Below are 21779 nucleotides of genomic sequence, written 5' to 3'. Positions count from 1 at the left end.
GAATACCTTCAATACCGGGAAAAGGGGTCGGCGCACGCAATGGTTCACCTCACTGTCTCGGCGGGTCGCTGGCGTTTCGACTCGCGTTCACTGCGATTTGGGGAGCCGCGTACGTCGAGACCACCGGGAGCGTCGAGAGCATCACTAGAGTCGCTGACAAAGACCTGCTCGGGACGCGGGTGACAAAGAAAGTCCGCATGCGAGATGTTGTAGCCATAGGCGCCGGCCAACGGCAGCACCAGCAGGTCGCCGACCGCCACGCCGGACAGCTCCTGATGGCGACTCAGCACGTCCTTGGGGGTACATAACTGACCGACCAGGGTCCAGGGTCGGCGCTCGCCCTCACCGGCCCGCTGGGGGTCGCGGGGCAGGTGAATGACCGGATGGTCGTGCCCCTGGGCCGCGGGCAGGCGAAACTGGTGAGTGCCGCCACGACAGACCAGAAAGCCCTCGCCATGGCTGATCTTGGTATCCAACACCTCGATCGCGTAGTAGCCACAGAAGGCGGACAGGAAGCGGCCGATCTCGAAGCGCACCCGCGGTGGCTCAGGCATCGCCGCCAGTTGCCGCCGCAGGGCCTGGCACAGAAAGGGCCAGTCGAACTGCTCGGACGGCCGGCGATAGTTGACGCCGATGCCGCCCCCGACGTTGAGCTGGGTGACCCGTTCAGGGTCAGTCGCCAGCGCTCGCCAGCGGGGCCAACGCTTGAGATAGGTGGCCAGCAGCCGCAGGTGTCGCCGCTCGCAGGCCTGGTGCGACATGGCGTGAACATGAAAGCCCACCAGCCTGAGGTTCGGGGCGGCGTCCACCGCTTGCACCGCATCATCGAGCTGCGCCTCGTCGATGCCGAACGGCGTGGCGGTGCCGGCCATGCGCAGGCGGCTGGAGAACTCCGCGGGCAAGGCGGGATTGATGCGCAGCAGCACGGGCTGGTGGCTATCCAGTGAGGCCGCGACCGCCTGTAGGCGCTCCACCTCACCGAGGCTTTCGACATGGAAGGCCTCGACGCCTCGCATCATGGCCTCTCGCATGTCGGTATCCAGCTTGCCGGGGCCTGAGAGCACCCAAGGGCGCGGTGTCGAACAGGCGCAGGCCCGCTCGATCTCGCCACCGGACGACAACTCCAGCCCGTCGACGATAGGCGCCAGGGTGTCGATGATGGCCGCCTCGCTGTTGGCCTTGATCGCATAGTAGAGCTCGACGCCGGGTGGCAAGGCCGCTTTCAAGGCTCGGCCCTGGGCGGAAAGCGCCGGCAAGTCATAGAAGAAGGCCGCCATGGGCTCATCGCACGCCTGCCGATGAGCCGTGATGGCATTGTGAATACGTTCGGGAATCGCGAGCGGCTCAGCCATAGGCCACCTCCCGGCTCGTGCCCTGGGTGGCATGCCACGGGTTGGGCAAGGCCACGTACTGAGCCTCGCGATCCGCCTTTGCCATCAGCCGCAGCGTGAAGTTGGTCTTGCAGGGCAGCTCGCCCCCCGCCAGCAGCGCATCCAGCTCGGGGGCCGGGACGCCCAGCGTCTGTCGCACCCGGCGAAGCTCGTCCAGGGTGTCTTGCCATAACGCATCGCCAAGTACCGGACGCTGCCAGCTCAGCGCCAGAATCGCCTCGGCAAGATGATTGACCAGCAGGCAATAGGCGATGCGGTTCCAGCCCTGCTCACGGCTATAGGTCATCGACTCCCTGACACGGGCAGGCAGTGATTCGCCCGCGAGCCAGTCGACGCCCTTGTCCTTCGTCAGCTTGACCCCCTCGAAGTCGCGCAACAGCATCTGCCGGGGCATGCCCGCTTCGTGGATCAGTACGCAATTTTGCAGGTGGGGCTCCATGACGATGCCGTGTCGAAAGAACAGCCCCATGACCGGGGCCACCAGCGTCTTCAGGTAGGCCTGGAACCACTCCCGAACCTGGCGTTCCGCGGGCAGTGCATGCTGTGCCTCTTCAGAACCCGGGGCCTTGATGTAGGAAAGCACCATCGGTACCAGCTGGGCATCGCGGGCGAACAGCGTGGCGCTGAGCAGGCAGCGCTGCGGCGTGAAGCGCTGACAGAAGTTCTCGCGCAGGATCATGCCGGTCTGCTCGCGGAACCAGCGCTGATCGGCCTCATCGCCCGCAACCGGCGTCCAGTGCACCGTGGCCGGCTCCTGCGCCACGCACAGCGCCTGAAGCGCGGCATCTTGCTGTTGGGTGAGACGATGCATGATGCGATCGATGACCAGCGTGCTTTCCAGCTCGTACCAGGCATTCTTGCGCACGCAGTTGGTGATGCGCACATTCAGCGACCCTTTGAGGACCCAGGGATGACCGTCGATGTACCAGGTGCGCATCGATGCGGTCGGCGCGGCGTGCCACCCGCTCGGCCCAAGATCGCCGATGATGCCGTCCTTGATCTGCTCCGCTACCCGGACATCCTTGCGAAAAAGGTCTGCCTGAACCGGGTGCATGCTGAGCACGACGCGATCGCCGTCTTCGGCATGACGCTGGTCTGCCACCTGCGCCAACACGTCCGGGGTAGGCAAGCGATTGGCCTGAACACTCAATCCTGTCGCAGGAAAGGAAAACTGATGCAGCGCCGTAGTGGCACAGAATTCCGGCGCGTAGGCGGGCCTGTCCTGCAGCAGGTGAGACGGCCAGTGCCTGGCCTTGGGGGTGGGGTGATTCGGGTGGCCGAACCATAGGCCCTGCTCACTGCAACGATAATCCGTCAGCGGATGCAGCCGGGGCCGCTGCGCGGCATGGGCAACGATCGTGGTCATGACGTCCTGGCTCTGCACGACCTGATCGCACAGCGCCTGATTGAGCCTGCCGTCATGCCACTGGCAATGTGCCAGCAGCGCGGCGATCAACTCGGCCAATGAGGGAGCATGCCACCCCGCGGCTTCAGCCTCTAAGAGATAGACGTCGGAAAGGTAGAAATGGCTGCCGATGACCGAGCGGCGGTCCACCAGAACGAACAGCGCAAGCGATGCCGACCACTCGATCAGAAGCGGTATGCCATGTCGCAGTTCGTGCAGGCCTTCGCGCCGGATGGGAAAGCGATAGGACAGGGTGTCGTTAGGTATTGCCACTTCCTTGATGATGCAGTTCAGCAATGCATGCATGGATGCATGTCGGCTGATCTCGTCGGGTAGACGAGAGGGACGAGCGTCGCTCATGGTGCCTCCGCGAAAATGCGTCCTGTAAAGATTCACCTGCCGGGTAACCGAGTGCGCTGTCGGCGCAATCCTCGCCTGGAGACTTGGCACCGTCGCCGGTTGGTCGTTGTTGCCCGGTGAATCCGCGTGTCCCTCGCTAGTCACTTCTCATCACTTCGCGACGTTGTTTTTGGTGACGTCGTTATATGGGTTATGCGTATCGCGTCGATGGGTAACTGCTGTCTGTCACCTCAGTCTCATTCGACCAAACAACACATGCGAATGAGAATAATTACCATATAGATTGACTGATGACCTGTCCATGCTCGTTGCTCGATTCGTTGGTCTGCGCCTACCTACCAAACGCCGAACCGCCCGCCTGCGGGGGCCTCTTGACTTGAAAATGAGAATTTTTTGTATTACGGTTTTGCATCGATATCACGTTACCGAGTCTTCCCATGCCCTCAACACCCGCCAAGCCGTCTCGCCTGACAGGCGAAGGCCTGCACGCCGGGTATGACACCCGCCGCGTGCTGGACGGCGTTGATCTGGCGGTGGCCGAAGGCAAGCTGACGGTGTTGCTCGGCCCGAACGGCAGCGGAAAGTCGACACTCTTGAAGACGCTGGCGCGCACCCATACGCCCAGTGCCGGGCGCGTCTGTCTCGATGGCGAGGATATTCACCACCGCAACACGCGGCAGGTGGCACAGCGCCTGGGCATCCTGCCCCAGGGTCCTTCCGCCCCGGAAGGACTGACGGTCCGGCAACTGGTCGGCATGGGGCGCTTTCCTCACCAGCGTCTGTGGCGACAGGATGCCGAGCAGGATGCCCGCGCCATCCGCGAGGCGATGGCCTATGCCGATGTCACCGACTTCGCCGAGCGCAGCGTCGACGCGCTCTCAGGCGGCCAGCGACAGCGTTGCTGGATCGCCATGGTGCTGGCGCAGGAGACGGACCTGATCCTGCTCGACGAGCCCACCACCTTTCTGGACCTCAAAGTGCAGGTCGACCTGCTGGACCTGCTCTCGCGGCTGGCCCACGAGCACGGTCGCACCCTGCTGCTGGTGCTGCACGACCTGAACCTGGCAGCGGCCTATGCCGATCAACTGGTCATGATGCGCGACGGCCGAATCGAGCGCTCCGGCACACCGGCCGAGGTGTTTACCGCCGCCAACCTGAAGGCGGTGTTCGACCTCGATGCCCACGTGATCCGCGACCCGCACAGCGGGCAACCGGTCTGTGTGCCACGGCTCAACACGACCAAGGCGCCGCGACGCCCACGGGAAGGACAGCTGCCATGACCGCGACTCCCGACCATCGTCAGACGGCCGCCGACACTCGCCCGGCCCGGCGCTTCTGCGCGCAAGATAGCCAGGCGATTGGCGATCCGCTGGTGGGCAGCGCCGCCCACGCGGAGCGCAACCTGCTGATCAGCTGGCCCCGGCCCAAGTGGCAGCGTAGCCTGCGTCGCGCCAGCGACATGCCCGATACCGTGGCCACGCAGCTCGAAGCCATGGCCGAGGCGGGGCGGCGGGTCAACCTAATTCACCGCCGGGGCGAGGACGCCGAGCGCCATCGCGTCTTCCTGATGCCGGAGCGACGCGAATATCGGGTCGCGCGGGACGAGCTGGAAGCCTTTCTTTCCGCCTTCTCCCGCGGTGACTCGCTGGCGGCCTGGGGAGGCAAGTACGTCGCCCTGCCGATGATCCTGTGCTGCACCCACGGCAAGAAGGACAAGTGCTGCGCCAAGTTCGGCTATGCCAGCTATCGCGCCCTCGCCGAGGCCGTGACCCGCGAGTCCCTGCCCTTCGAGGTCTGGGAAAGCACCCACCTGGGCGGCTGCCGGCTGGCTACCAGCGCCCTGGTATTGCCCGCCCTGCGCAAGTACGGCCGTCTCAACCCAGACGACGTGCCGGGGCTGCTCGAGGCCGAGCAGGACGATCGCCCCTACCTGCCCTGTTACCGCGGCGACTCACGACTGACCCCGGTCGCACAATGCGCCCAGGTAGCCGCACTCGAGTGGCTGGCGGCCCGCGGCCTCCACGCCCGGGTACGGGTCAAAGAGGCCCTCGAGCAGCACGAGGGCCCGCGCCAGACGCTGCCGGTCCACTGGCAGGCAGGGGAGCGTGAGGGGCGACTGGTGGTGAGCTGTCTTCAGAGCGAACTGATCCGCCACGACACCTGTGCCGACTACGAGCGCGACGGCGCCCAGCCCAGCCGCGTCTGGCGCGCCACCCATATCGCCTGACGCCCGCTTCATTTGATAATGATTTTCATTCATCATAATATGACCGGATTATTGGTCGCCATGATGAGAAGATCGCCATGCCCCCGTTTCTCGACACGCTCTACACCGGCCCGCTGGATGGCCTTTTGCCGCCGCGGGTCGGGCCGGTCAAAGCGCCGGCGGTGTCACTGTGTGACCTGCTGAGACCCGCGCGCTTCGAAGCCGAGCTAGTACGCTTTGGAGCGGGCTATGGCTATCCTCAGGGGCAAGGCGACCGGCGCGCCCTGATCTCGCTATGGTCCAAATGGCATTTCGGTGCACTGCTGGCCCCCTATCTGGCCGCCAACCTGTTGCTCGAGCGCGACCTACCGGTGGGATGTGACGAGGTCGGCGTGCATCTCACTCCCGCGGGCCACCCCGAACGCCTGCAACTTGCTCACACTGGGCGCCCGCTGACGTCGCTTGACGGCTTGATGCGCTTCTCGACGCTGATCGACGATCACCTGACCCCGCTGATCAGCGACCTGGCGACCCGCTCCGGGGCCTCGGCCAAGGTCTTCTGGAGCAATGTCGGCAACACCTTCGAGCACTTTCTCGGCGCGCTGGCAACGCACCCCATGGCGCAGCCGAGCGCCGTCGAGGAAGGCCATCGGCTGCTTGCCGCGCGTACCCTCCCCGGTGGGCGGCGCAACCCGCTTTATCAGCCGGTGCGCTATTTTCAGCCCGAACCTCAAGGCGAGACGGCGGCCTCCCCGCCCCGGCGAGTCCGGCGCCTGTGCTGCCTGCGTTACCGGCTGCCCGAACTCGGCTACTGCGGCAACTGCCCCCTGCCGGAGAAGGCAGCGGGCTAGATAATGACCGTCTCCTTAAGCCCCACACCCTCCCGGCGGCTCTCGGCCGGCGATCTAGAACGGATAGGGACCCGCCAAAGTATCAGCCGAGTCCTCTGCTCCTCGACACTATCCTGTTGACGCTTAGCGGCGGGCGGCTTCACGTCTGCCGGTCATGCATGTGCAGGAGAGTGCGCCAGGTTGGGAGAAACGCGTTACCCAGAGCACGCTCGGTGCCAAGAACCGGCCCGTGGATGAGCTATCGCTGATCGACAATGAGCAGCGCCGCTCCTGACCTCAGCGCTGAAACGCAAAGGGCCCACCCCGTTACCGGGATGGCCCCTTCATTCGTCTTATCCAGCGCCTGTGCTCAGTAGTTCCAGGTCAGGTTGGCCATGACGTGGCGCGGCGCGCCGTAGAAGCCCTGATCCCACTTCAGGCTGGTCAGGTATTTTTCATCGGTGACGTTGTTGACGTTCAACGAGCCGGTCAGGCTGTCATTGAAGTCGTAGCTCGCCATCAGGTCGACCAGCGCATAGGCATCCTGGCGGGTCTTGCCATCGGCGTTGTCGCGTTCACGCTCGATATCATCCTGCCAGCGAAGCCGGGCGCCGACCTTGAGCGCGTCCAGAGAGGCCGGCCGGTAGCTGGTAGTCGCCCGTACCTGGTGGCGCGGGATGTAAGTATTGGTGGCCTCACCCTCAGCATCTTCAACCTCCAGATAGGTATAGCCGGCGCTGGATTGCCAGCCCGGAGCCAGCTCACCAGCCAGGGTCATCTCCAGGCCCTCGCTGGTGATGCCGTCGGCCGCCTTGTAGACATCGCGCCCGTTGATTTTGCCATCCGTCTGGGCAACGTTGGCCTGGTCGGTGCGGAACACCGCCAGGGCCGCATCGGCGCCACCGTTGAAGACATCCGCTTTCAGTCCCAGCTCGTAGCTGGCCCCCTCGATGGGGTCGAGATACTGGCCACTACGATCCATCTCGGTCTGAGGACTGAAGATCTCGGTATAGCTGGCATAAAGCGAGGCCTGATCGTCGATGTCGTAGATCAAACCGGCATAAGGGGTCAGCTCGTTGTCGAGGGTCGTGTCCTGCGAGCTGCCGTACTGATCACCCACGGCGTCCAGCCAGCTCATCCGCGCACCGACCACGGCCGTCCAGCGTTCGGCCAGATCCAGCTTGCCGGCGCCGTAGAGGCTACGCTCCTTGACGGTGGCATCGTTGACGAAGTCGGGGTCACCAAAGTCAGGCTCTGGGTAGTCGCCGTCCCAATCGTCCAAGGGTGGCAAGTCCTCCGATGCAGCCGCGTAGAGGGAACTCTGCTGATTGCGGCTCTGACTCCAGTCCGACCCGACGACCAGTTGATGAGTACGTCCGAACGCCTCGACATTGCCCTTGGCGTGCAGGTCCGCCACCCACTGCTCCAGGTGCCGATCGTACTTGCTCAAATAGAAGCTGTTGGGAATCCGCCCGGTATCAGCATCCGGCACGGTACCGATATAGAACAGCTTGGTATCGGAGACCATATCCAGGTGTGTCACCGTGCCCTTGATCGACCAGTCGTCGGAGAGGCGCTGAGTCAGCTCGACGAAGCTTCGCTGTGTCTCGCCGTTCCAATACGACCAGTCGGGGGCCGAGGAGGTCGAGCGATCATAGTCGGTGGGGTTGCCGGCCGAGTCATAGAGCGGCAGCGCGCCCCACATGTTGCTGTCGGTGTTGTTCTGCTGCCAGGTATGCCCCAGCGCCAGCTGGGTGCTGTCCGAGAGGTCGGCTTCCATAACGCCGTAAAGCACGCCCCTCTCCCGATGCAGGCGATCCAGATAGGAGTCACCGTCCTGACCCGCGGCCACCAGGCGGCCGCGTACACGGCCCTCGTCGTCGAGGGGACCGGAGACATCCAACGCCAGGCGGCGGTGATCATTGCTGCCGAGGCTGCCGGTAACGGAGGCGTGCGGCGTCGCTGTGGGACGCTTACGGATAAAGTTGACAGTGGCTGCCGGATTGCCCGAACCGGACATCAGGCCGGTGGCGCCACGCACCACCTCGACACGATCATAGACCGCGGTATCGATGTCACCATGCACATTGTTATAAGGCATGGGCAGACGCAGGCCATCAACCTGCAAATTGGAAATCTCGAAGCCCCGCGAAGTGAAGTAGGTACGGTCTGTCTCGAGCCTCTCCACCGTCACCCCGGGGGTGGTTTCCAGGACATCGTTGAGGGTATCGAGGTTAAAGTCCTCGATCTGGGCCCGGGTCACCGTGGAGACGGACTGCGGCGTCTCGCGGGGTGTCAGGTCGAGCTTGGTCGCAGTGCTGGTCTGCGCTACCCGATAGTCGTCCGAGCCCTCGGTGACGAGCGACAGCGCCTCGGCCTCGACGGTGACCGTCTGGAGCTCTCCGGCGGACTCGGACTGCTGGGCCAGCAGGGTGGGCGAGCCCAGTATGAGACTACCGCAGGTGGCGAGGCCGATCGCGCGGCGCACGGCCTGGGCGAGGGGGTCGGCCCCCACGCGGCGAGAAGCGAATGGAGACATAGGGAAGTAAGCCTCTGGCTATTATGGAGTCTTATGCACGGGAATGCGCATGATAATGACTCGCATTAATAACAACAACCCAAATAGGAACTTATCTCAGCTAAAAGTGTCCGCTGCCGCTCGCCTGTGAATCGATGCAGCGTCGACCAAAGGGTCACCGCCGTGAATAGCCTGTTACGGCATGCCTAAGTCCGATGCCGCAATTACCGGAGAGGCGCATCCCACGCCCCACCGCGGCATGAAGCCCCAGGGCCTGGAAGTAGCGGAAGATCGAGACCCCCTTGGGGGTGGGGCTTCCACTCAGGCCATATCAGCACCCGAACCAACCGATAGCATTGATAATTATTATTGTTTGACATACGATTTGCGAAAACTCTCACCGCCCCCAGGGGTGGCCTTCCGCGAGCAGAGCCTCCCATGATCGAAACACGTGACGCCTCCTTCGAGGTCAATGGCCAGTGCCTGCTGCAGCCCCTCGACCTGGCCTTCGCGGAGGGCCGGGTCCACGGCCTTATCGGCCATAATGGCTCGGGCAAGTCGACCCTGCTCAAACTACTGGCCCGCCAGCAGTCACCCAGCCAGGGCGAGATTCGCTTCGATGGCAAACCGCTTGGGACATGGTCAAACCGCGCCTTCGCCCGCCAGGTGGCTTACCTTCCTCAGCACCCACCCTCCGCCGAGAATCTCACCGGTCGCGAACTCGTCGGCTTCGGGCGTTATCCATGGCGCGGCCTGCTGGGCCGCCACGGTCGCGAGGACGACCTCGCTATCGAGCGAGCCTTGTCGCTCACCCACACTCATCCTTTCACTGATCGCTTGATCGACACCCTATCCGGCGGTGAGCGTCAACGGGTATGGCTCGCTATGCTGCTGGCCCAAAACAGCCGTTACCTGCTGCTTGATGAGCCACTGGCGGCATTGGATGTGGCGCATCAAGTCGAAGTGCTGGAACTGATTCACCAATTAAGCCAGGAACTCAAACTCGGTGTCGTCATCGTGCTCCATGACATCAACCTGGCCGCTCGCTACTGCGACCGACTCGTGGCTCTGCACGGTGGACGTCTACTCGCTGAGGGCCCACCGGATGTCATCATGAACGGTGACACCCTCAAGGATATCTACGGTATCCCCATGCATGTCATGCCTCACCCCAGTGGCAAGCACCGCGTCGCCATCGCTCACTAGCCGCAGGAAGCCCCATGTTGCATCGCCGCCTGTTTGCCGGGCTCATCGGGCCGCTGGCCCTGCTCTTCGCCACCGCTTCCCTCGCGGCTCCACCTCACCTGGCCACCCTCGACTGGACCCTGGCAGAAACGCTTGTCGCCTTGGATCATCCGCCGGTGGCGGCCGCTCAGGTCGATGCCTATCAGGCCTGGGTCAGGGAGCCTACGCTGCCTGACTCGGTCAGCGACCTTGGGCTGCGCACTCAGCCCAACCTGGAGTTATTGGCAGACATTGCTCCCGACCGCATCCTGATCTCGCCGATGTTTGCCAACCTCGCCCCGCGCCTCGAGCGAATTGCACCAGTGGATACGCTGTCGCTTTACCGCCCCGGGCGCGACACCTGGAGTGAAATGCGCGAGCTGACGCATGCGGTGGCCGCTTTGATCGAACGCCCCCACGCAGCTGAACAATTGATCCATGAGACCGAGAGACACCTGGCAGCGCTTGAGCAACGGCTGAACTCAGATACCCGGCCACTGCTGATGGTTCAGTTCATGGATGCCCGACATGTTCGGGTTTTCGGTGACCATGGCCTCTATCAGGCCGTCCTTGAGCGCTTGGGGCTGAGCAACGCCTGGAACGGCAATACCAATGCCTGGGGATTCTCTCTAGCGCCCCTGGAAGCCCTGATCGAATTGGACGCCCAGCTAGTGGTCGTCAAGCCCTTTCCGGCGGGCGTGCGGGCGTCACTTGAGGGCAGTGGCCTGTGGCAAGCGTTGCTAAAGCGCCAGGGCGACCCTCTCATTCTTGACCCGGTATGGAGCTTTGGCGCCCTACCTTCCGCCCGGCGCTTCGCCGACCTGCTGGTGACCGCTCTGGAGAAAGACGATGCCAGCTGACACCCTGCCTCGTTCTCGTCCGCCACTTCGACAGCTGACACCGGGCCGTGCCTGCCTGCTGCTCGGTCTGATAGTGGTCGCCTTGGCCATCATGCATCTGCACGCCAGCCCCGGGCTGGCCAACGGCCTGATGGCGTTATTGCGTGCGCCGGATACCAGCACGGTCGGTCTGGTGCTGCACATGGCCTGGTGGCCTCGTGTCAGCATGGCGCTATTGGCTGGCGGCGGCCTGGCACTGGCCGGTGTATTGATGCAACAGGTGCTGCGCAACCCACTGGCGGCCCCTACCACATTGGGGGTCGCCAGTGGCGCTAACCTGGCACTGATGGCCGCGAGCCTGATGGCACCGAGCCTGCTGATGCTGGGCCGTGAATGGGTGGCATTGGCCGGCGGTGGCCTGGCCATGGGGCTGGTCTTTTCGCTTGCCTGGCGGCGCGGACTTTCACCGATGGTGGTGGTGCTCGGCGGGTTGGTGGTCAACCTCTATCTAGGCGCGCTGGGCATGGTGCTTCTGCTTTTTCACCAGGAAGCGCTCAAGGGCCTGCTGATCTGGGGCGCCGGCTCGCTGGCTCAAAATGGTTGGGAGGACGCCGCCTTTCTCGCCCCACGCCTGGCACTGGGTGCCTTGCTCACCGCCTGGCTACTGCGCCCGCTTTCGCTGCTGGAGCTGGACGAAGCCGGCGCCCGCAGCCTTGGCGTCTCGCTCAAGCACCTACGCCTGGGCGGGCTGGGTCTGGCGGTCTTCATCACCGGCTGCGTCGTCAGCGTGGTCGGCATCATTGGCTTTATCGGCCTGGCGGCGCCCAACATCGTGCGCCTGGCCGGCGCCCGCCGGCTTGGGCCCAGACTCTTCTGGTCGACGCTGCTCGGCGCATTACTGCTGGCCGTCACCGACCTGCTGCTGCAGCGCTTCTCCGGGTTGCTGCCGACCATGATTCCTACCGGCGCCATCACCGCCGCGCTCGGCGCACCGCTGCTGCTGTGGCTGATCCCGCGTCTGCGCCTGGGGAGCAGCGCCCCCCCGCGGGAGGCACGAACGGTCGGCGGCCGCCATCCCGCCCCAGGCCGCCTGGCCACTTCGCTTGCCGTCGCGTTGCTTGCCCTGGCAGTTATCGCCCTGCTGGCCGGTCAAGGCGTTGACGGCTGGCAGTGGGCCTCCCCTGGTAACAGCGACCTGCTCTCATGGCGGCTGCCGCGCCTGCTGGCCGCCGCCAGCTGTGGGCTGATGCTGGCCATTGCCGGCACCTTGATCCAGCGCCTCACTTCCAACCCCATGGCCAGTCCCGAAGTACTGGGCATCAGCGGTGGCAGCGCCATTGCGCTGATCGGGGCCATCTTTCTGTTACCGGCACCCGATAACCTGACACTGGTGGGTATCGCTACTCTGGGCGCTCTGATGTCGCTAGCCGTGCTGGTGATGATCAACCGTCGCAGCGGCTTTCAACCCGAGCGATTGCTGCTCACAGGGGTTGCCATCACCGCGCTATTCGAGGCGGTCAAGTCCGCCGTCTTGGCCGGTGGCGACCCCCGCGGCCAGCAGGTCATCGCCTGGCTGTCCGGCTCTACTTACTATGTCGATCTCGCCAGTGCCATGACGGTCACCGGTGCCGCCTTGGTCCTAGGACTGGCCGCCGCCCCACTCACCCGCTGGCTCGATATCTTGCCGCTGGGCGGCCCGACGGCCTCTGCCCTGGGGGTCGACTTGCACCGGTCTCGGCTGGCATTGCTGGCGCTGGTGGCACTGCTCACCGCCACCGCCACGCTGGTGGTGGGACCGCTATCGTTCGTGGGATTACTGGCCCCGCACATGGCGCGCCTGATGGGCTTTAGCCGCGCCAAGACGCACCTTGTTGGTGCAGCACTTACCGGCGCATTGCTGATGGTGCTAGCCGACTGGCTGGGCCGCCAACTGCTGTTCCCACAGGAAATTCCTGCTGGCCTGGTCGCCTCATTGCTTGGTGGTGCCTACTTCATGTGGGGACTACGGCGATTATAGTGGAAAGAGAGGAGGTTGAGGTCGATCGGACACAGCCCAAGATTGAGACTTCTACGCGAGGGGCTGCGGAGCGGCGGTGCTCTAGATCGTGACTCACCAGCGACGTCCCTGCCTATCGCTCATTCCTCCGCTCGATCGAGCCTGGCTACCGCATCGCGGCTGACCCGTTTGCGCTGGTCGCCCGTCAGCTCGCTTAGCCGGCCGCGATGCATCTCGAATAGCCGGTCCGCATGGTCGAAGTAGTGGTCGTCGTGACTGATGGCGAACACCGTCTTGCCCATCGCCTTCAACTGGGGCAGCAGGTCACGGTAGAAGACCCGCCGAAACTGAGGATCCTGGTCGGCGGCCCACTCGTCCAGCAACAGCAGGTCGCGTTCCTCGGCAACCGCCATCAGCAGTGCTAGCCGCTTGCGCTGCCCTTGGGATAGCTCCGGGTTGGTCACCCTCTGCCCCTCGAGTGTCAGCTTGTCGCGCATCGCAAGATACTTAAGCCATGTCTCGACGAGTGCCGCGTCGGCCTGTCCTCCCTCGGGGCCGACCAGGTCCGTGAACTGATGAAAATCGGTAAAGACCGCGGAAAAACGCTGCCGATAGGCCGGTCTCTGGGCATCCTTCAGCGCTACGCCGTCCAGCAGCAATTCCCCTTCTTGGGGTTGATATAGGCCAGCCAGCAGCTTGGCCAGGGTGGACTTGCCACTGCCATTGCCACCGATGAGAAACACCAGCTCGCCGCGTCTCAGGCTCAGGTCCAGTGGACCGACTCGGAAGCCTGGCAAGGCATGGCTGCCAGTATAGGTAAAGGTCACGCCACGCAGCGTAAGGGTCTGCCAGTCTGCCGGCGCCGGCTCGACCACCGCGAAGTCCGCCTCGGGTTCGGCCAGCTCCAGCGCCGCTATCTTGTCGAAGGCGACCTGAGCACTCACAAGCGTTGGCAGCGCTCCCACCGCCTGGATCAGCGGTGTACGCAGAAACAGCAGTGTCAGCGAATAGGTCGCGGCGACCGCAGTGCTTGCCCACCCCAGGCCATTGGCCAGATAGAAGACGACACCAATGGCGCCGAGCATCATGATGTTCGACCAGTTGACGGCACTTAAATGGTAGGTGTCAGCACGAATGATATGGTCACGATAAGCACTTGCGTCCTCGGTATAACGCCCGTCAAAGAGGCGACGCGCCCGGCTGCGGTTAAGCGCCAGCTCTTTGCAACCCTGGATGACAGCTTCGTAGTCCTGATACAGCCTGTCCTCGCTTTCACGCACCTTGGCCAGGTGGCGGTATACGCGCGCTACCAGCCAGGAGCCGCCGGCAATCGTGACCGCCAACCACACCGCTGTGACCAGCAAGAGGCTGGGCGACAGCCAGCCCAAATAGACCGCCGAACCGATGGTCAGCACGACGCCCTGCACCAACTCAGGCAAGCGAACGAACGCGATGGTGATGTTGCGCACATCACTTGATAGGCTCGCCAGCAGCTCGGCACTACCCAACCGCTCAAGCCGTTCTACATCGGTATCCAGAATCTGTTTGACCAAGCGGCCCCGTAGCCCATAAACGAAATGGTGGCCAAGCGTGGTCAACGCCATCTGAGAGGCCAAGGTTACGACTAGCAGCGCAACGATAACGCCGAGAAAGGCGGGCAATACGTTGGTGGGGTCACCCACTTCCTCGATCAGTCGGCGGTTGATGAAAGCAATAGCCCCAATGCCGAGCCCGGCACTGGCCAGACTCAGTAGCATGACGGCAAGAAAGTGCCAGCGGTAGTGGCGAAAGATCACGCGAAGCAGTTCCACGGCAGATCCTTGTCTTGGGTCGGTGAGCCTTCGATCCCGTCGATGACGATGCCACTAACGAGGAAATGAAAAACATTATTGATCTCATTTGTATTTTACCGAAACCACGCGCCGTCACAATCCCATCGTCCGCCGGTAGCAAGATGCCGCCTCGCCAACAACTAGCTACTTAATGCCCCGACTTCGGCGACACAAGCCTTCGCAAGCCTAATGCCTCGCTACTGGCAAAAAATGCTCGGGAAGTGTAAGGTAAGGTTAGGACCATGTAACGCAAGCCCTGCCCCTTGAAAATCCCCCAACGCCCTCAAGATATGTAGGTATGGCGATAGTTCTAGCCATGGAAAACGAATTCTCAATCTGGAGTACTCGTTCATGACAGCACGGAAACCGCTAGGCACTAATCTCAAGAGCGCGATGGTCGGCGCAATGCTCATCGGTGGCATGAGCGTCGCAGGCTCGGCCCTCGCCGCACCGCAAGGTCTCTATTCCGCCGACGAACTCAATGATGCCGATGTCGTCCTGAAGGCCTCCCCCGAGCAGAACATCGGTGAAGTGGACGATATCCTGCTCGACGACGACATGCGGGTACGTGCCTTGGTCGTCGAGACCGACAACCAGTTTGGCCTTGCTGAAAAGGCCTACGTGATCGACACCGGCGACTTCTCCGTCGAGACGCACAACGGTGATAGCCTCGATCAGGTGTCCTATGTCGTGCACCTCGACCTGACGCAGGACGAGGTCGGCCAGCAGCCCGAGTACACCGAGACCTGGTGGGCCGAGACCAAGGACGCCACACGCAAGGCCTGGAGCAACACCAAGCAAGGCGCCAGCAGCGCCTGGGAAACCACCAAGGAAGCCACCGCCGACGCCCTGACGCGTGCCGGTAACGCGCTCGAATCAGCCGGTGACGAAGCTCAGCAGGCGGTCGATCAGAACCAGTAAGTCGGCCATTGTCGGCACGGGACCGACACTGAGTAGTTTCCAGTAACTCAAGATCCGCTAGTCCACGGCCCGGTCATCGACCGGGCCGTGTTGTGTCTGCCTGTCAGGTGCTCACTCAAGCGCCTGCTGGCGCAGACAACAAGCGCCTCTTCTCTTCCTTTTCGACCAATGTCTAGCCGAGGTTATCCGCCCAGCAGTTGCGCAAAATGTCAGACATTTATATAGTTAAGTCAGATATTTTGGAGATCGCCGTGACTGCCCTGTCGTCTCACGCAACGCCTTCTCAGCTTTCACAGCTGCCACAACCGCTCACGACCGGCGCCAGCGCGCTTGCCAATGTGCTGGCGCATGCCATTCTGTCCGGTCAGTGGGCCAGCGGAGATGTCTTCCCAAGGGAGCTGGATCTCTGCCAGCACTTCGCGGCGAGCCGCAATCGGGTTCGTAATGCCCTGGCCGCGCTTAGCGGCTGCGGGCTGATCGAGCGCACCGCCGGCCGCGGCACCGTGGTGCGCGACATCGCCGACTGGCACCTGCTCGACCCGCAGATGAGCGAATGGATGGCGGGGCTTGCGTCACCGCACCCCCAGCTGGTGCGTGAAGTCTTCGCCTTCAGGCTCTCCGCCGAGCCCTTCGTCAGCGAGCTCGCGGCGCTATCGGCGACCGCCCAGGATCTGGCGCGTATCGAAGCCGCCTTCGACGGCATGTCGGCGAGTGCGAGTGACCCGGCACGCCGAGAGGAGCATACCGAGCATGACGTCGCCTTCCATGACGCCATCTACCGCGCCAGCCATAATCTGGTCTGGCGCCAGATGGGGTTACTTCTGCGGCCCTCGATCATCGCGCTGATTCAGCACTCCCACCATCATACGGACTCGCTGGATGACAGCCTGGCCCGCCACCGCCGCGTGCTGGAGGCGATCCGGCTGCGAAAGCCCGACGACGCCCGCAAGGCCACCGAGCAGGTGCTCGCCCGCACCGCTGCCGATCTTGGCGTCAATGACGACGGCCGACGGCTAAGCCAGGCAGCCCCTCTGTCCACCAGGACGACGCCCACCGGCGGATGACGGCCTCGCACCGCGCTCTCTTGCCCATTGCCCGACATAAAGGATGCTTCGCATGAAAATCACCCGACTCAAGACCTGGCAGGTACCGCCGCGCTGGCTGTTTCTGAAGATCGAGACCGACGAGGGCTGCTACGGCTGGGGCGAGCCGGTGGTCGAAGGGCGGGCCGCTACCGTCGAGGCCGCCGTGCATGAGCTCTCGGACTACCTGGTCGGCCAGGACCCTCGCCATATCGAGCATTTGTGTAACGTCATGTATCGCGGTGGTTTCTATCGCGGCGGCCCGATCCTGATGTCGGCCATCGCCGGCATCGACCAGGCGCTCTGGGACCTCAAGGGCCGCGAGCTTGGCGTGCCCGTTCATCAGCTGCTGGGCGGCCCGGTGCGCGACAAGATGCGCATGTACGCCTGGACCGGCGGCGACCGCCCGGCCGATGTCGGCGCCGGCGCCCGTGCCCTGGTCGATCAGGGGTTCACCGCCTTCAAGATGAACGGCACGCCGGAGATGCAGATCGTCGATTCCCACAAGAAGATCGACGACGCCGTGGCCCGCGTGGCCGAAGCCCGTGAAGCCGTGGGACCGGATGTCGGCATCGGCATCGACTTCCACGGCCGGGTGCACCGCCCCATGGCCAAGATGCTGCTCCGTGAGCTCGAGCAGTTCCACCCGATGTTCATCGAGGAGCCGGTGGCCCCCGAGCATCTGCCGGCCCTCAAGCATATCGCCGAAGGCATCGCCACGCCGATCGCCACCGGCGAGCGTCTGCACACCCGCTTCCAGTTCCGCGACCTCCTGGCCGACGGCATGGTCGACATCATCCAGCCGGATATTTCCCACTGCGGCGGCATCAGCGAGGGGTTGAAGATCGCCACCCTGGCCTCCGCCCATGATGTGGCGCTGGCGCCGCACTGTCCGCTGGGACCGCTGACGCTTGCCGCCTCGCTGCAACTGGATGCCGTCTGTCATAACGCCTTCATCCAGGAACAGAGCATGGGCATCCACTACAACAAGGACAACGACGTACTCGACTACCTCACCGACAAGTCGGCCCTTGCGATCAAGGACGGCTTCTGCGCCATCCCTCAGGGGCCGGGTCTGGGCGTCGAGATCGACGAGGCCTTCGTCGAGGAACGGGCCAAGGTCGGCCATCGCTGGCGCAACCCGGTGTGGCAGCACGAGGATGGCTCTGTGGCTGAGTGGTAACCCACCACCCCCACTCCCCGACGATACAGGCGCCCCAAGGGGCGCCCAAGAATGGAGGCATCACGATGTCCGCTGATCATGCCGTTGCAATCGCCGAGCGTCTGAGCTGGATCGCGGTCGATTGGGGCTCCAGCAACCTGCGCGCCTGGGCGCTGGACGACGAGGACAGGATCATCGCCGAAACCAGCAGCCAACGCGGCATGCTGGGCCTCACCCCGGACGAGTTCGAGGGTGCGCTGCTCGACGTGATCGGGAACTGGCTGCCGGCACAGGGCAACGGCACCGAGGTGCTGATCTGCGGCATGGCCGGCGCCCGTCAGGGCTGGGTGGAAGCCGCCTACTTGCCACTAACCGACGACGCCGATGTGTTCGCCGACCTCGGCAGTCGCTTGACGACGGTGCCGACTCGGGATGCCCGTCTCGATGTGCAGATCGTGCCCGGGCTGTGTCAGCAGCCGGATATGGCGCCGACGCCGCAAGGCTTCGATGTAATGCGTGGCGAGGAGACCCAGCTCGCCGGCCTGGTGGCGCGCCGTCCCGGGTTCGACGGCGCTGTCTGCCTGCCGGGCACTCACGCCAAGTGGGCCCGCCTGAAAGACGGCCGCATCAGTGGCTTCACCACCTTCATGAGCGGCGAGCTTTTCAAGCTGCTGAGCCAGGACTCGGTGCTACGACACTCGCTTAAAAGCGATGACCTGGCCGGAAGCTTCAACGACGAGGCGCAGCGCGCGGCCTACCTCGAGGGCATCGATACCGCCCTGGCGGACCCCGGGCGTCTGAGCGCCGAGCTGTTCGGCATTCGTGCCCGCGACCTGCTCGATTCCAGGCTACCCAGCGGCACGGCCCGCGGTGCATGGCTTGGCGCGCGCCTGTCCGGCATGGTGCTGGGCCTTGAGCTGGCCGGCGCCACGGCCAACCTGGCAACCGGCAGTCAGGTGGTGCTGATCGGCGCCGAATCACTATGCCAGCGCTATCGGCTCGCCCTGGAGCATCTGGGATTCGCGGTGGATATCGAAGCCAACGTGGACATGATCCTTGCCGGGCTGGGGCGAATCCACCACGCCCCTGACAGGTCCCTTAGCGGCTATCCGACCCCATGACGCGGCTGTCCGACCCCATGACGTTGAGCGTCGCAACGCGGCGCTTCCCTCTTTTCAGGAGAAAACATGAGCCTGCCCCTGGTAGCCATCCTGCGTGGCGTCACGCCCGCCGAGATCATCGATATAGCTGAAGCCATCATCGCCGCGGGCATCACCCGCATCGAGATTCCACTCAACTCGCCGGAACCGCTCGCGAGCGTCGAGAAGCTGGCGCGGCATTGCGCCGATCATCACAATGGCAGGATTCTCGTCGGCGCAGGCACCGTGCTGACGCCTGCCCAGGTTCGCGAGGTGCATGCGTCCGGTGGTCGGCTGATCGTCTCGCCCAACTGCAACGTCGAGGTAATTCGCGAGAGCCGTCGGCTCGACATGGTCTCGATGCCCGGGATCGTCACGCCCACTGAGGCCTTTGCGGCGCTTGAGGCCGGTGCCTCGGGTCTCAAGCTGTTCCCCGCCACCCAGGTCGGCATTGCCAACATGAAAGCGATGCAGACCGTGCTTCCCGCGGGTACCGAACTCTATGCCGTCGGCGGCATCGGCACCGACAACTTCGCCGAGTGGCGTGCTGCCGGCATTCATGGCGCTGGGCTTGGCACATCGCTTTACTCACCGGGACTTGACGCCGACCAGGTCGGTGAACGGGCAAGGGCGCTGGTCGCCGCCTGGCAGGCGGCCGACTGACGCCACCTTTTCGCCTCTCGCCGTTCACCTCTCGCAAATGCACAAGGAGCACTAGATGAACGCAGCCTCGATGCCGTCATCCCCCTGTCTCGGTCATGCCAAGGTCCGCGTCGATAGCGGCTGTGAGCTTGGCGAAGGACCGGGCTGGGACGCTCGCCGCGGTGAACTGCGCTGGTTGAATATCCTGGCCGGCGAACTGCATCGTGCCGGACCCGATGGTCATGACCATCGCATCACACGCCTCGGCCGGCGTACGTCTTACGCGGCCTTGACCCTGGATGGCGACTACCTGCTGGTGGCAGAAAACCAGCTGTCGCGCTTCGATCCGCAGAGCGGCGAGACGAGCGACTTTCTGCCCTTCGAGGCCGATACCCCCGTCACCCGCAGCAATGATGCGAGGGTCGATACCCACGGCAGTTTGTGGCTGTCGACCATGGGGCTTGGCGCCGAACCCGGCGCCGGAAGCCTCTATCGTCTGCATCGAGGCGAGCTCACCTGCCTTCGTCAGGGCCTCAGCATTCCCAATGCGCTGTGTTTCTCGCCGGATGGCCGCCATGCCTATTTCAGTGATACCGCCACCGGCTGGGTAATGCGCTGGGCGCTGGATGCAGAGGGTTTTCCCCAGCGCGGTGAGGACGACACCTTTATCGAGCCCGAACCATGGGCCGATATGCGTCAGTCGGGTGGCGGCCCGGATGGCGCCATCATCGATAGCGATGGCTGCATGTGGATCGCTCTATGGGGCGCCAGCCGCGTGGCAAGGCTCAACCCGCAGGGCGAGGAAGTCGCTCATGTGGCCCTCGCGGCTCGCCAGCCGTCGTGCTCGGCCTTCGGCGGTGCCGACTTGACCACCCTCTATGTAACGACCGCGCAAGAAGGCCTCGCTGACCCACAAGCCCACGAAGGCGCCCTCTTCGCGCTAGACCTCGCCGAGTCACTGCCCGGCGTCAAGGGCCTGCAGGAGCCTCGATTACGCCTGGCGTGACTCGCCAGTAAAGCGATGCGATGACCATCAGGGCGGTGGATTCATGCCCGCCACTCGTTCATCTCTTCCACGCCGCCAGGTCATATCATGGCGGTTCACGGGAGAGCATGCACGAGAGCGATGAAAGCGGGATGGTCGTGGATAACATCATGACAATGCGCCGACTGACGCCACCACCGACAAGGACTGCCGATGCTTGCCCAACTCTTCGCCGTGATGGCGCCCGTACTGATCGGTGCCGGGCTTGGCTTTATGTGGGTGCGGCTGGGCAACGACTTCCCGGTCCCCTTCGTCACCAAGCTGGTCTTCAACATTGGGACCCCGGCGCTGATCCTGGCCTCGCTGTCAGGCGCCGACATCGATGCCCAGAGCTTTAGCCTGACGATGCTGGGGACGTTGCTGGTGATTGCCGCCATGGCCCTGGCAACCTTCCTGACGGCCCCGCTGCTCGGCAAACCCTGGCAGGTGCTGCTGTCGCCAATGATGTATCCCAACACCGGCAATATGGGCCTACCGGTGGTGCTGTATGCCTTCGGCCAGTCGGCCTTCGCCTTCGCGATTGCCGTGATGGTCACGGTGTCGCTGGTGCAGTTCACCTTCGGCATCGCCATGTCGAGCCGCAGCGGACGACCCGTGCGTACCCTGGCCCGCACCCCGGCCTTGTATGCGATTGGCATCGCGCTGACCCTGCTGCTCACCGATACCGATCTCCCCCTGTGGCTCGACAATACGCTGGAGCTGATCTCGGGCTTCACCATCCCGCTGATGCTGATCACCCTGGGGGTGTCGCTTGCCAATATCCGCGTCAGCAGCCTCACCGGTGGACTCACCTTCAGTCTGATTCGCATCCCGCTGGCGGCACTGCTGGCCTACGCTATCGGCCATATGCTCGACCTGCCCCCCCTGGCCCAGAACATCCTGGTGGTCCAGATGAGCATGCCGGTCGCGGTCTTCAACTATTTGTTCGCCCAGCGCTCCGGGCGTGAACCCAGCTATGTGGCGAGCCTGGTGTTCTGCTCGACGTTACTCGCCTTTATCTACCTGCCACTGCTGCTGGCCTTCATCCTCTAGGCCATACCCGAAAGGTGTCTGCGCTCTTCGTCTTGCTGGGAAAGGCGTGGAGGTCAGGCATACCTCATGAACGCTTCAATAAAGGGACATGGTTTGGTCATAGTCACCATGGAAAGTGACCGTTGCTCTGTACCGTCGCCGATCAACGACCCAGG

General features: G+C 63.7%; 17 protein-coding genes. 13 read left to right on the top strand and 4 right to left on the bottom strand.

Annotated features, from left to right (window positions below):
* Positions 1–44: 44 nt before the first annotated feature.
* A complete protein-coding gene (locus HF027_RS12180) occupies positions 45–1352 on the bottom strand; it encodes a type III PLP-dependent enzyme (RefSeq protein WP_168016050.1) in 1308 nt (435 codons plus the stop codon).
* Entirely contained in the window at positions 1345–3156 is a 1812-nt protein-coding gene (locus HF027_RS12175; RefSeq protein ID WP_168016048.1) for an IucA/IucC family protein, read from the bottom strand. The genes HF027_RS12180 and HF027_RS12175 overlap by 8 nt, the downstream gene beginning before the upstream one ends.
* A gap of 437 nt (positions 3157–3593) precedes the next feature.
* On the opposite strand from HF027_RS12175, the gene HF027_RS12170 reads away from it, so the two are divergent.
* From HF027_RS12170 to fhuF, 3 genes are all read left to right on the top strand, one after another.
* Entirely contained in the window at positions 3594–4436 is an 843-nt protein-coding gene (locus HF027_RS12170) for an ABC transporter ATP-binding protein (protein WP_168016046.1), read from the top strand.
* Positions 4433–5383, top strand: a complete 951-nt coding sequence (locus HF027_RS12165) for a ferredoxin family protein (protein WP_168016044.1) — start codon at positions 4433–4435, stop codon at positions 5381–5383. The genes HF027_RS12170 and HF027_RS12165 overlap by 4 nt, the downstream gene beginning before the upstream one ends.
* A 77-nt stretch (positions 5384–5460) precedes the next feature.
* On the top strand, positions 5461–6213 hold the full coding sequence (gene fhuF / locus HF027_RS12160) for a siderophore-iron reductase FhuF (RefSeq protein WP_168016042.1): 753 nt from the start codon (positions 5461–5463) through the stop codon (positions 6211–6213).
* Positions 6214–6562: 349 nt separating this feature from the next.
* On the opposite strand, the gene HF027_RS12155 is transcribed toward fhuF, so the two are convergent.
* On the bottom strand, positions 6563–8731 hold the full coding sequence (locus tag HF027_RS12155) for a TonB-dependent siderophore receptor (RefSeq protein ID WP_168016041.1): 2169 nt from the start codon (positions 8729–8731) through the stop codon (positions 6563–6565).
* A 417-nt stretch (positions 8732–9148) separates the two neighbouring features.
* On the opposite strand from HF027_RS12155, the gene HF027_RS12150 reads away from it, so the two are divergent.
* From HF027_RS12150 to fhuB, 3 genes are read left to right on the top strand one after another with little or no spacing between them, the layout of a single operon-like run.
* Positions 9149–9916 (top strand): ATP-binding cassette domain-containing protein, encoded by a 768-nt coding sequence (locus HF027_RS12150; RefSeq protein ID WP_168016039.1) that lies wholly within the window; start codon positions 9149–9151, stop codon positions 9914–9916.
* Between the two features lie 14 nt (positions 9917–9930).
* A complete protein-coding gene (locus tag HF027_RS12145; protein WP_168016037.1) occupies positions 9931–10794 on the top strand; it encodes an ABC transporter substrate-binding protein in 864 nt (287 codons plus the stop codon).
* A complete protein-coding gene (fhuB, locus tag HF027_RS12140; protein WP_168016035.1) occupies positions 10784–12790 on the top strand; it encodes a Fe(3+)-hydroxamate ABC transporter permease FhuB in 2007 nt (668 codons plus the stop codon). Before HF027_RS12145 ends, fhuB begins: the two co-directional genes overlap by 11 nt.
* Positions 12791–12909: 119 nt before the next feature.
* Here fhuB and HF027_RS12135 read toward each other — a convergent pair whose 3' ends face one another.
* Entirely contained in the window at positions 12910–14580 is a 1671-nt protein-coding gene (locus HF027_RS12135) for a multidrug ABC transporter permease/ATP-binding protein (protein WP_168016034.1), read from the bottom strand.
* A 372-nt stretch (positions 14581–14952) separates the two neighbouring features.
* On the opposite strand from HF027_RS12135, the gene HF027_RS12130 reads away from it, so the two are divergent.
* From HF027_RS12130 to HF027_RS12100, 7 genes are all read left to right on the top strand, one after another.
* On the top strand, positions 14953–15522 hold the full coding sequence (locus HF027_RS12130; RefSeq protein ID WP_168016032.1) for a PRC-barrel domain-containing protein: 570 nt from the start codon (positions 14953–14955) through the stop codon (positions 15520–15522).
* Between the two features lie 251 nt (positions 15523–15773).
* A complete protein-coding gene (locus HF027_RS12125) occupies positions 15774–16586 on the top strand; it encodes a FadR/GntR family transcriptional regulator (protein WP_342448740.1) in 813 nt (270 codons plus the stop codon).
* 52 nt (positions 16587–16638) lie between these two features.
* Complete coding sequence (gene dgoD, locus HF027_RS12120) at positions 16639–17787, top strand: galactonate dehydratase (protein WP_168016028.1); 1149 nt, start codon at positions 16639–16641, stop codon at positions 17785–17787.
* 65 nt (positions 17788–17852) lie between these two features.
* Positions 17853–18887, top strand: coding sequence for a 2-dehydro-3-deoxygalactonokinase (locus tag HF027_RS12115; protein WP_168016026.1), 1035 nt, complete (start codon positions 17853–17855; stop codon positions 18885–18887).
* A gap of 66 nt (positions 18888–18953) precedes the next feature.
* The gene (locus HF027_RS12110) at positions 18954–19568 is read left to right on the top strand and encodes a 2-dehydro-3-deoxy-6-phosphogalactonate aldolase (protein WP_168016024.1); all 615 of its coding nucleotides are present in this window, start codon (positions 18954–18956) and stop codon (positions 19566–19568) included.
* A 55-nt stretch (positions 19569–19623) separates the two neighbouring features.
* On the top strand, positions 19624–20553 hold the full coding sequence (locus HF027_RS12105; protein WP_245184780.1) for an SMP-30/gluconolactonase/LRE family protein: 930 nt from the start codon (positions 19624–19626) through the stop codon (positions 20551–20553).
* Positions 20554–20745: 192 nt separating this feature from the next.
* Positions 20746–21624: an AEC family transporter gene (locus HF027_RS12100; protein WP_168016022.1), complete on the top strand. Its 879-nt coding sequence runs from the start codon at positions 20746–20748 to the stop codon at positions 21622–21624.
* The last annotated feature ends 155 nt before the right edge of the window (positions 21625–21779 follow it).

Origin of the sequence: Halomonas salinarum, from assembly GCF_012062845.1 — a bacterium.
GTDB lineage: Bacteria > Pseudomonadota > Gammaproteobacteria > Pseudomonadales > Halomonadaceae > Onishia > Onishia salinarum.
Note: the sequence above shows the minus strand (reverse complement) of the source record. Positions and strands in the feature narration are given on the sequence as shown.

What these genes read in the sequence shown, in the direction of transcription:
- HF027_RS12180 (WP_168016050.1), bottom strand. Translation starts at nt 1,352, where the DNA reads ATGGCTGAGCCGCTCGCGATTCCCGAACGTATTCACAATGCCATCACG.
- HF027_RS12130 (WP_168016032.1), top strand. Translation starts at nt 14,953, where the DNA reads ATGACAGCACGGAAACCGCTAGGCACTAATCTCAAGAGCGCGATGGTC.
- HF027_RS12170 (WP_168016046.1), top strand. Translation starts at nt 3,594, where the DNA reads ATGCCCTCAACACCCGCCAAGCCGTCTCGCCTGACAGGCGAAGGCCTG.
- fhuB (WP_168016035.1), top strand. Translation starts at nt 10,784, where the DNA reads ATGCCAGCTGACACCCTGCCTCGTTCTCGTCCGCCACTTCGACAGCTG.
- dgoD (WP_168016028.1), top strand. Translation starts at nt 16,639, where the DNA reads ATGAAAATCACCCGACTCAAGACCTGGCAGGTACCGCCGCGCTGGCTG.
- HF027_RS12145 (WP_168016037.1), top strand. Translation starts at nt 9,931, where the DNA reads ATGTTGCATCGCCGCCTGTTTGCCGGGCTCATCGGGCCGCTGGCCCTG.
- HF027_RS12110 (WP_168016024.1), top strand. Translation starts at nt 18,954, where the DNA reads ATGAGCCTGCCCCTGGTAGCCATCCTGCGTGGCGTCACGCCCGCCGAG.
- HF027_RS12115 (WP_168016026.1), top strand. Translation starts at nt 17,853, where the DNA reads ATGTCCGCTGATCATGCCGTTGCAATCGCCGAGCGTCTGAGCTGGATC.
- HF027_RS12175 (WP_168016048.1), bottom strand. Translation starts at nt 3,156, where the DNA reads ATGAGCGACGCTCGTCCCTCTCGTCTACCCGACGAGATCAGCCGACAT.
- HF027_RS12155 (WP_168016041.1), bottom strand. Translation starts at nt 8,731, where the DNA reads ATGTCTCCATTCGCTTCTCGCCGCGTGGGGGCCGACCCCCTCGCCCAG.
- HF027_RS12165 (WP_168016044.1), top strand. Translation starts at nt 4,433, where the DNA reads ATGACCGCGACTCCCGACCATCGTCAGACGGCCGCCGACACTCGCCCG.
- HF027_RS12100 (WP_168016022.1), top strand. Translation starts at nt 20,746, where the DNA reads ATGCTTGCCCAACTCTTCGCCGTGATGGCGCCCGTACTGATCGGTGCC.
- HF027_RS12150 (WP_168016039.1), top strand. Translation starts at nt 9,149, where the DNA reads ATGATCGAAACACGTGACGCCTCCTTCGAGGTCAATGGCCAGTGCCTG.
- HF027_RS12105 (WP_245184780.1), top strand. Translation starts at nt 19,624, where the DNA reads ATGAACGCAGCCTCGATGCCGTCATCCCCCTGTCTCGGTCATGCCAAG.
- fhuF (WP_168016042.1), top strand. Translation starts at nt 5,461, where the DNA reads ATGCCCCCGTTTCTCGACACGCTCTACACCGGCCCGCTGGATGGCCTT.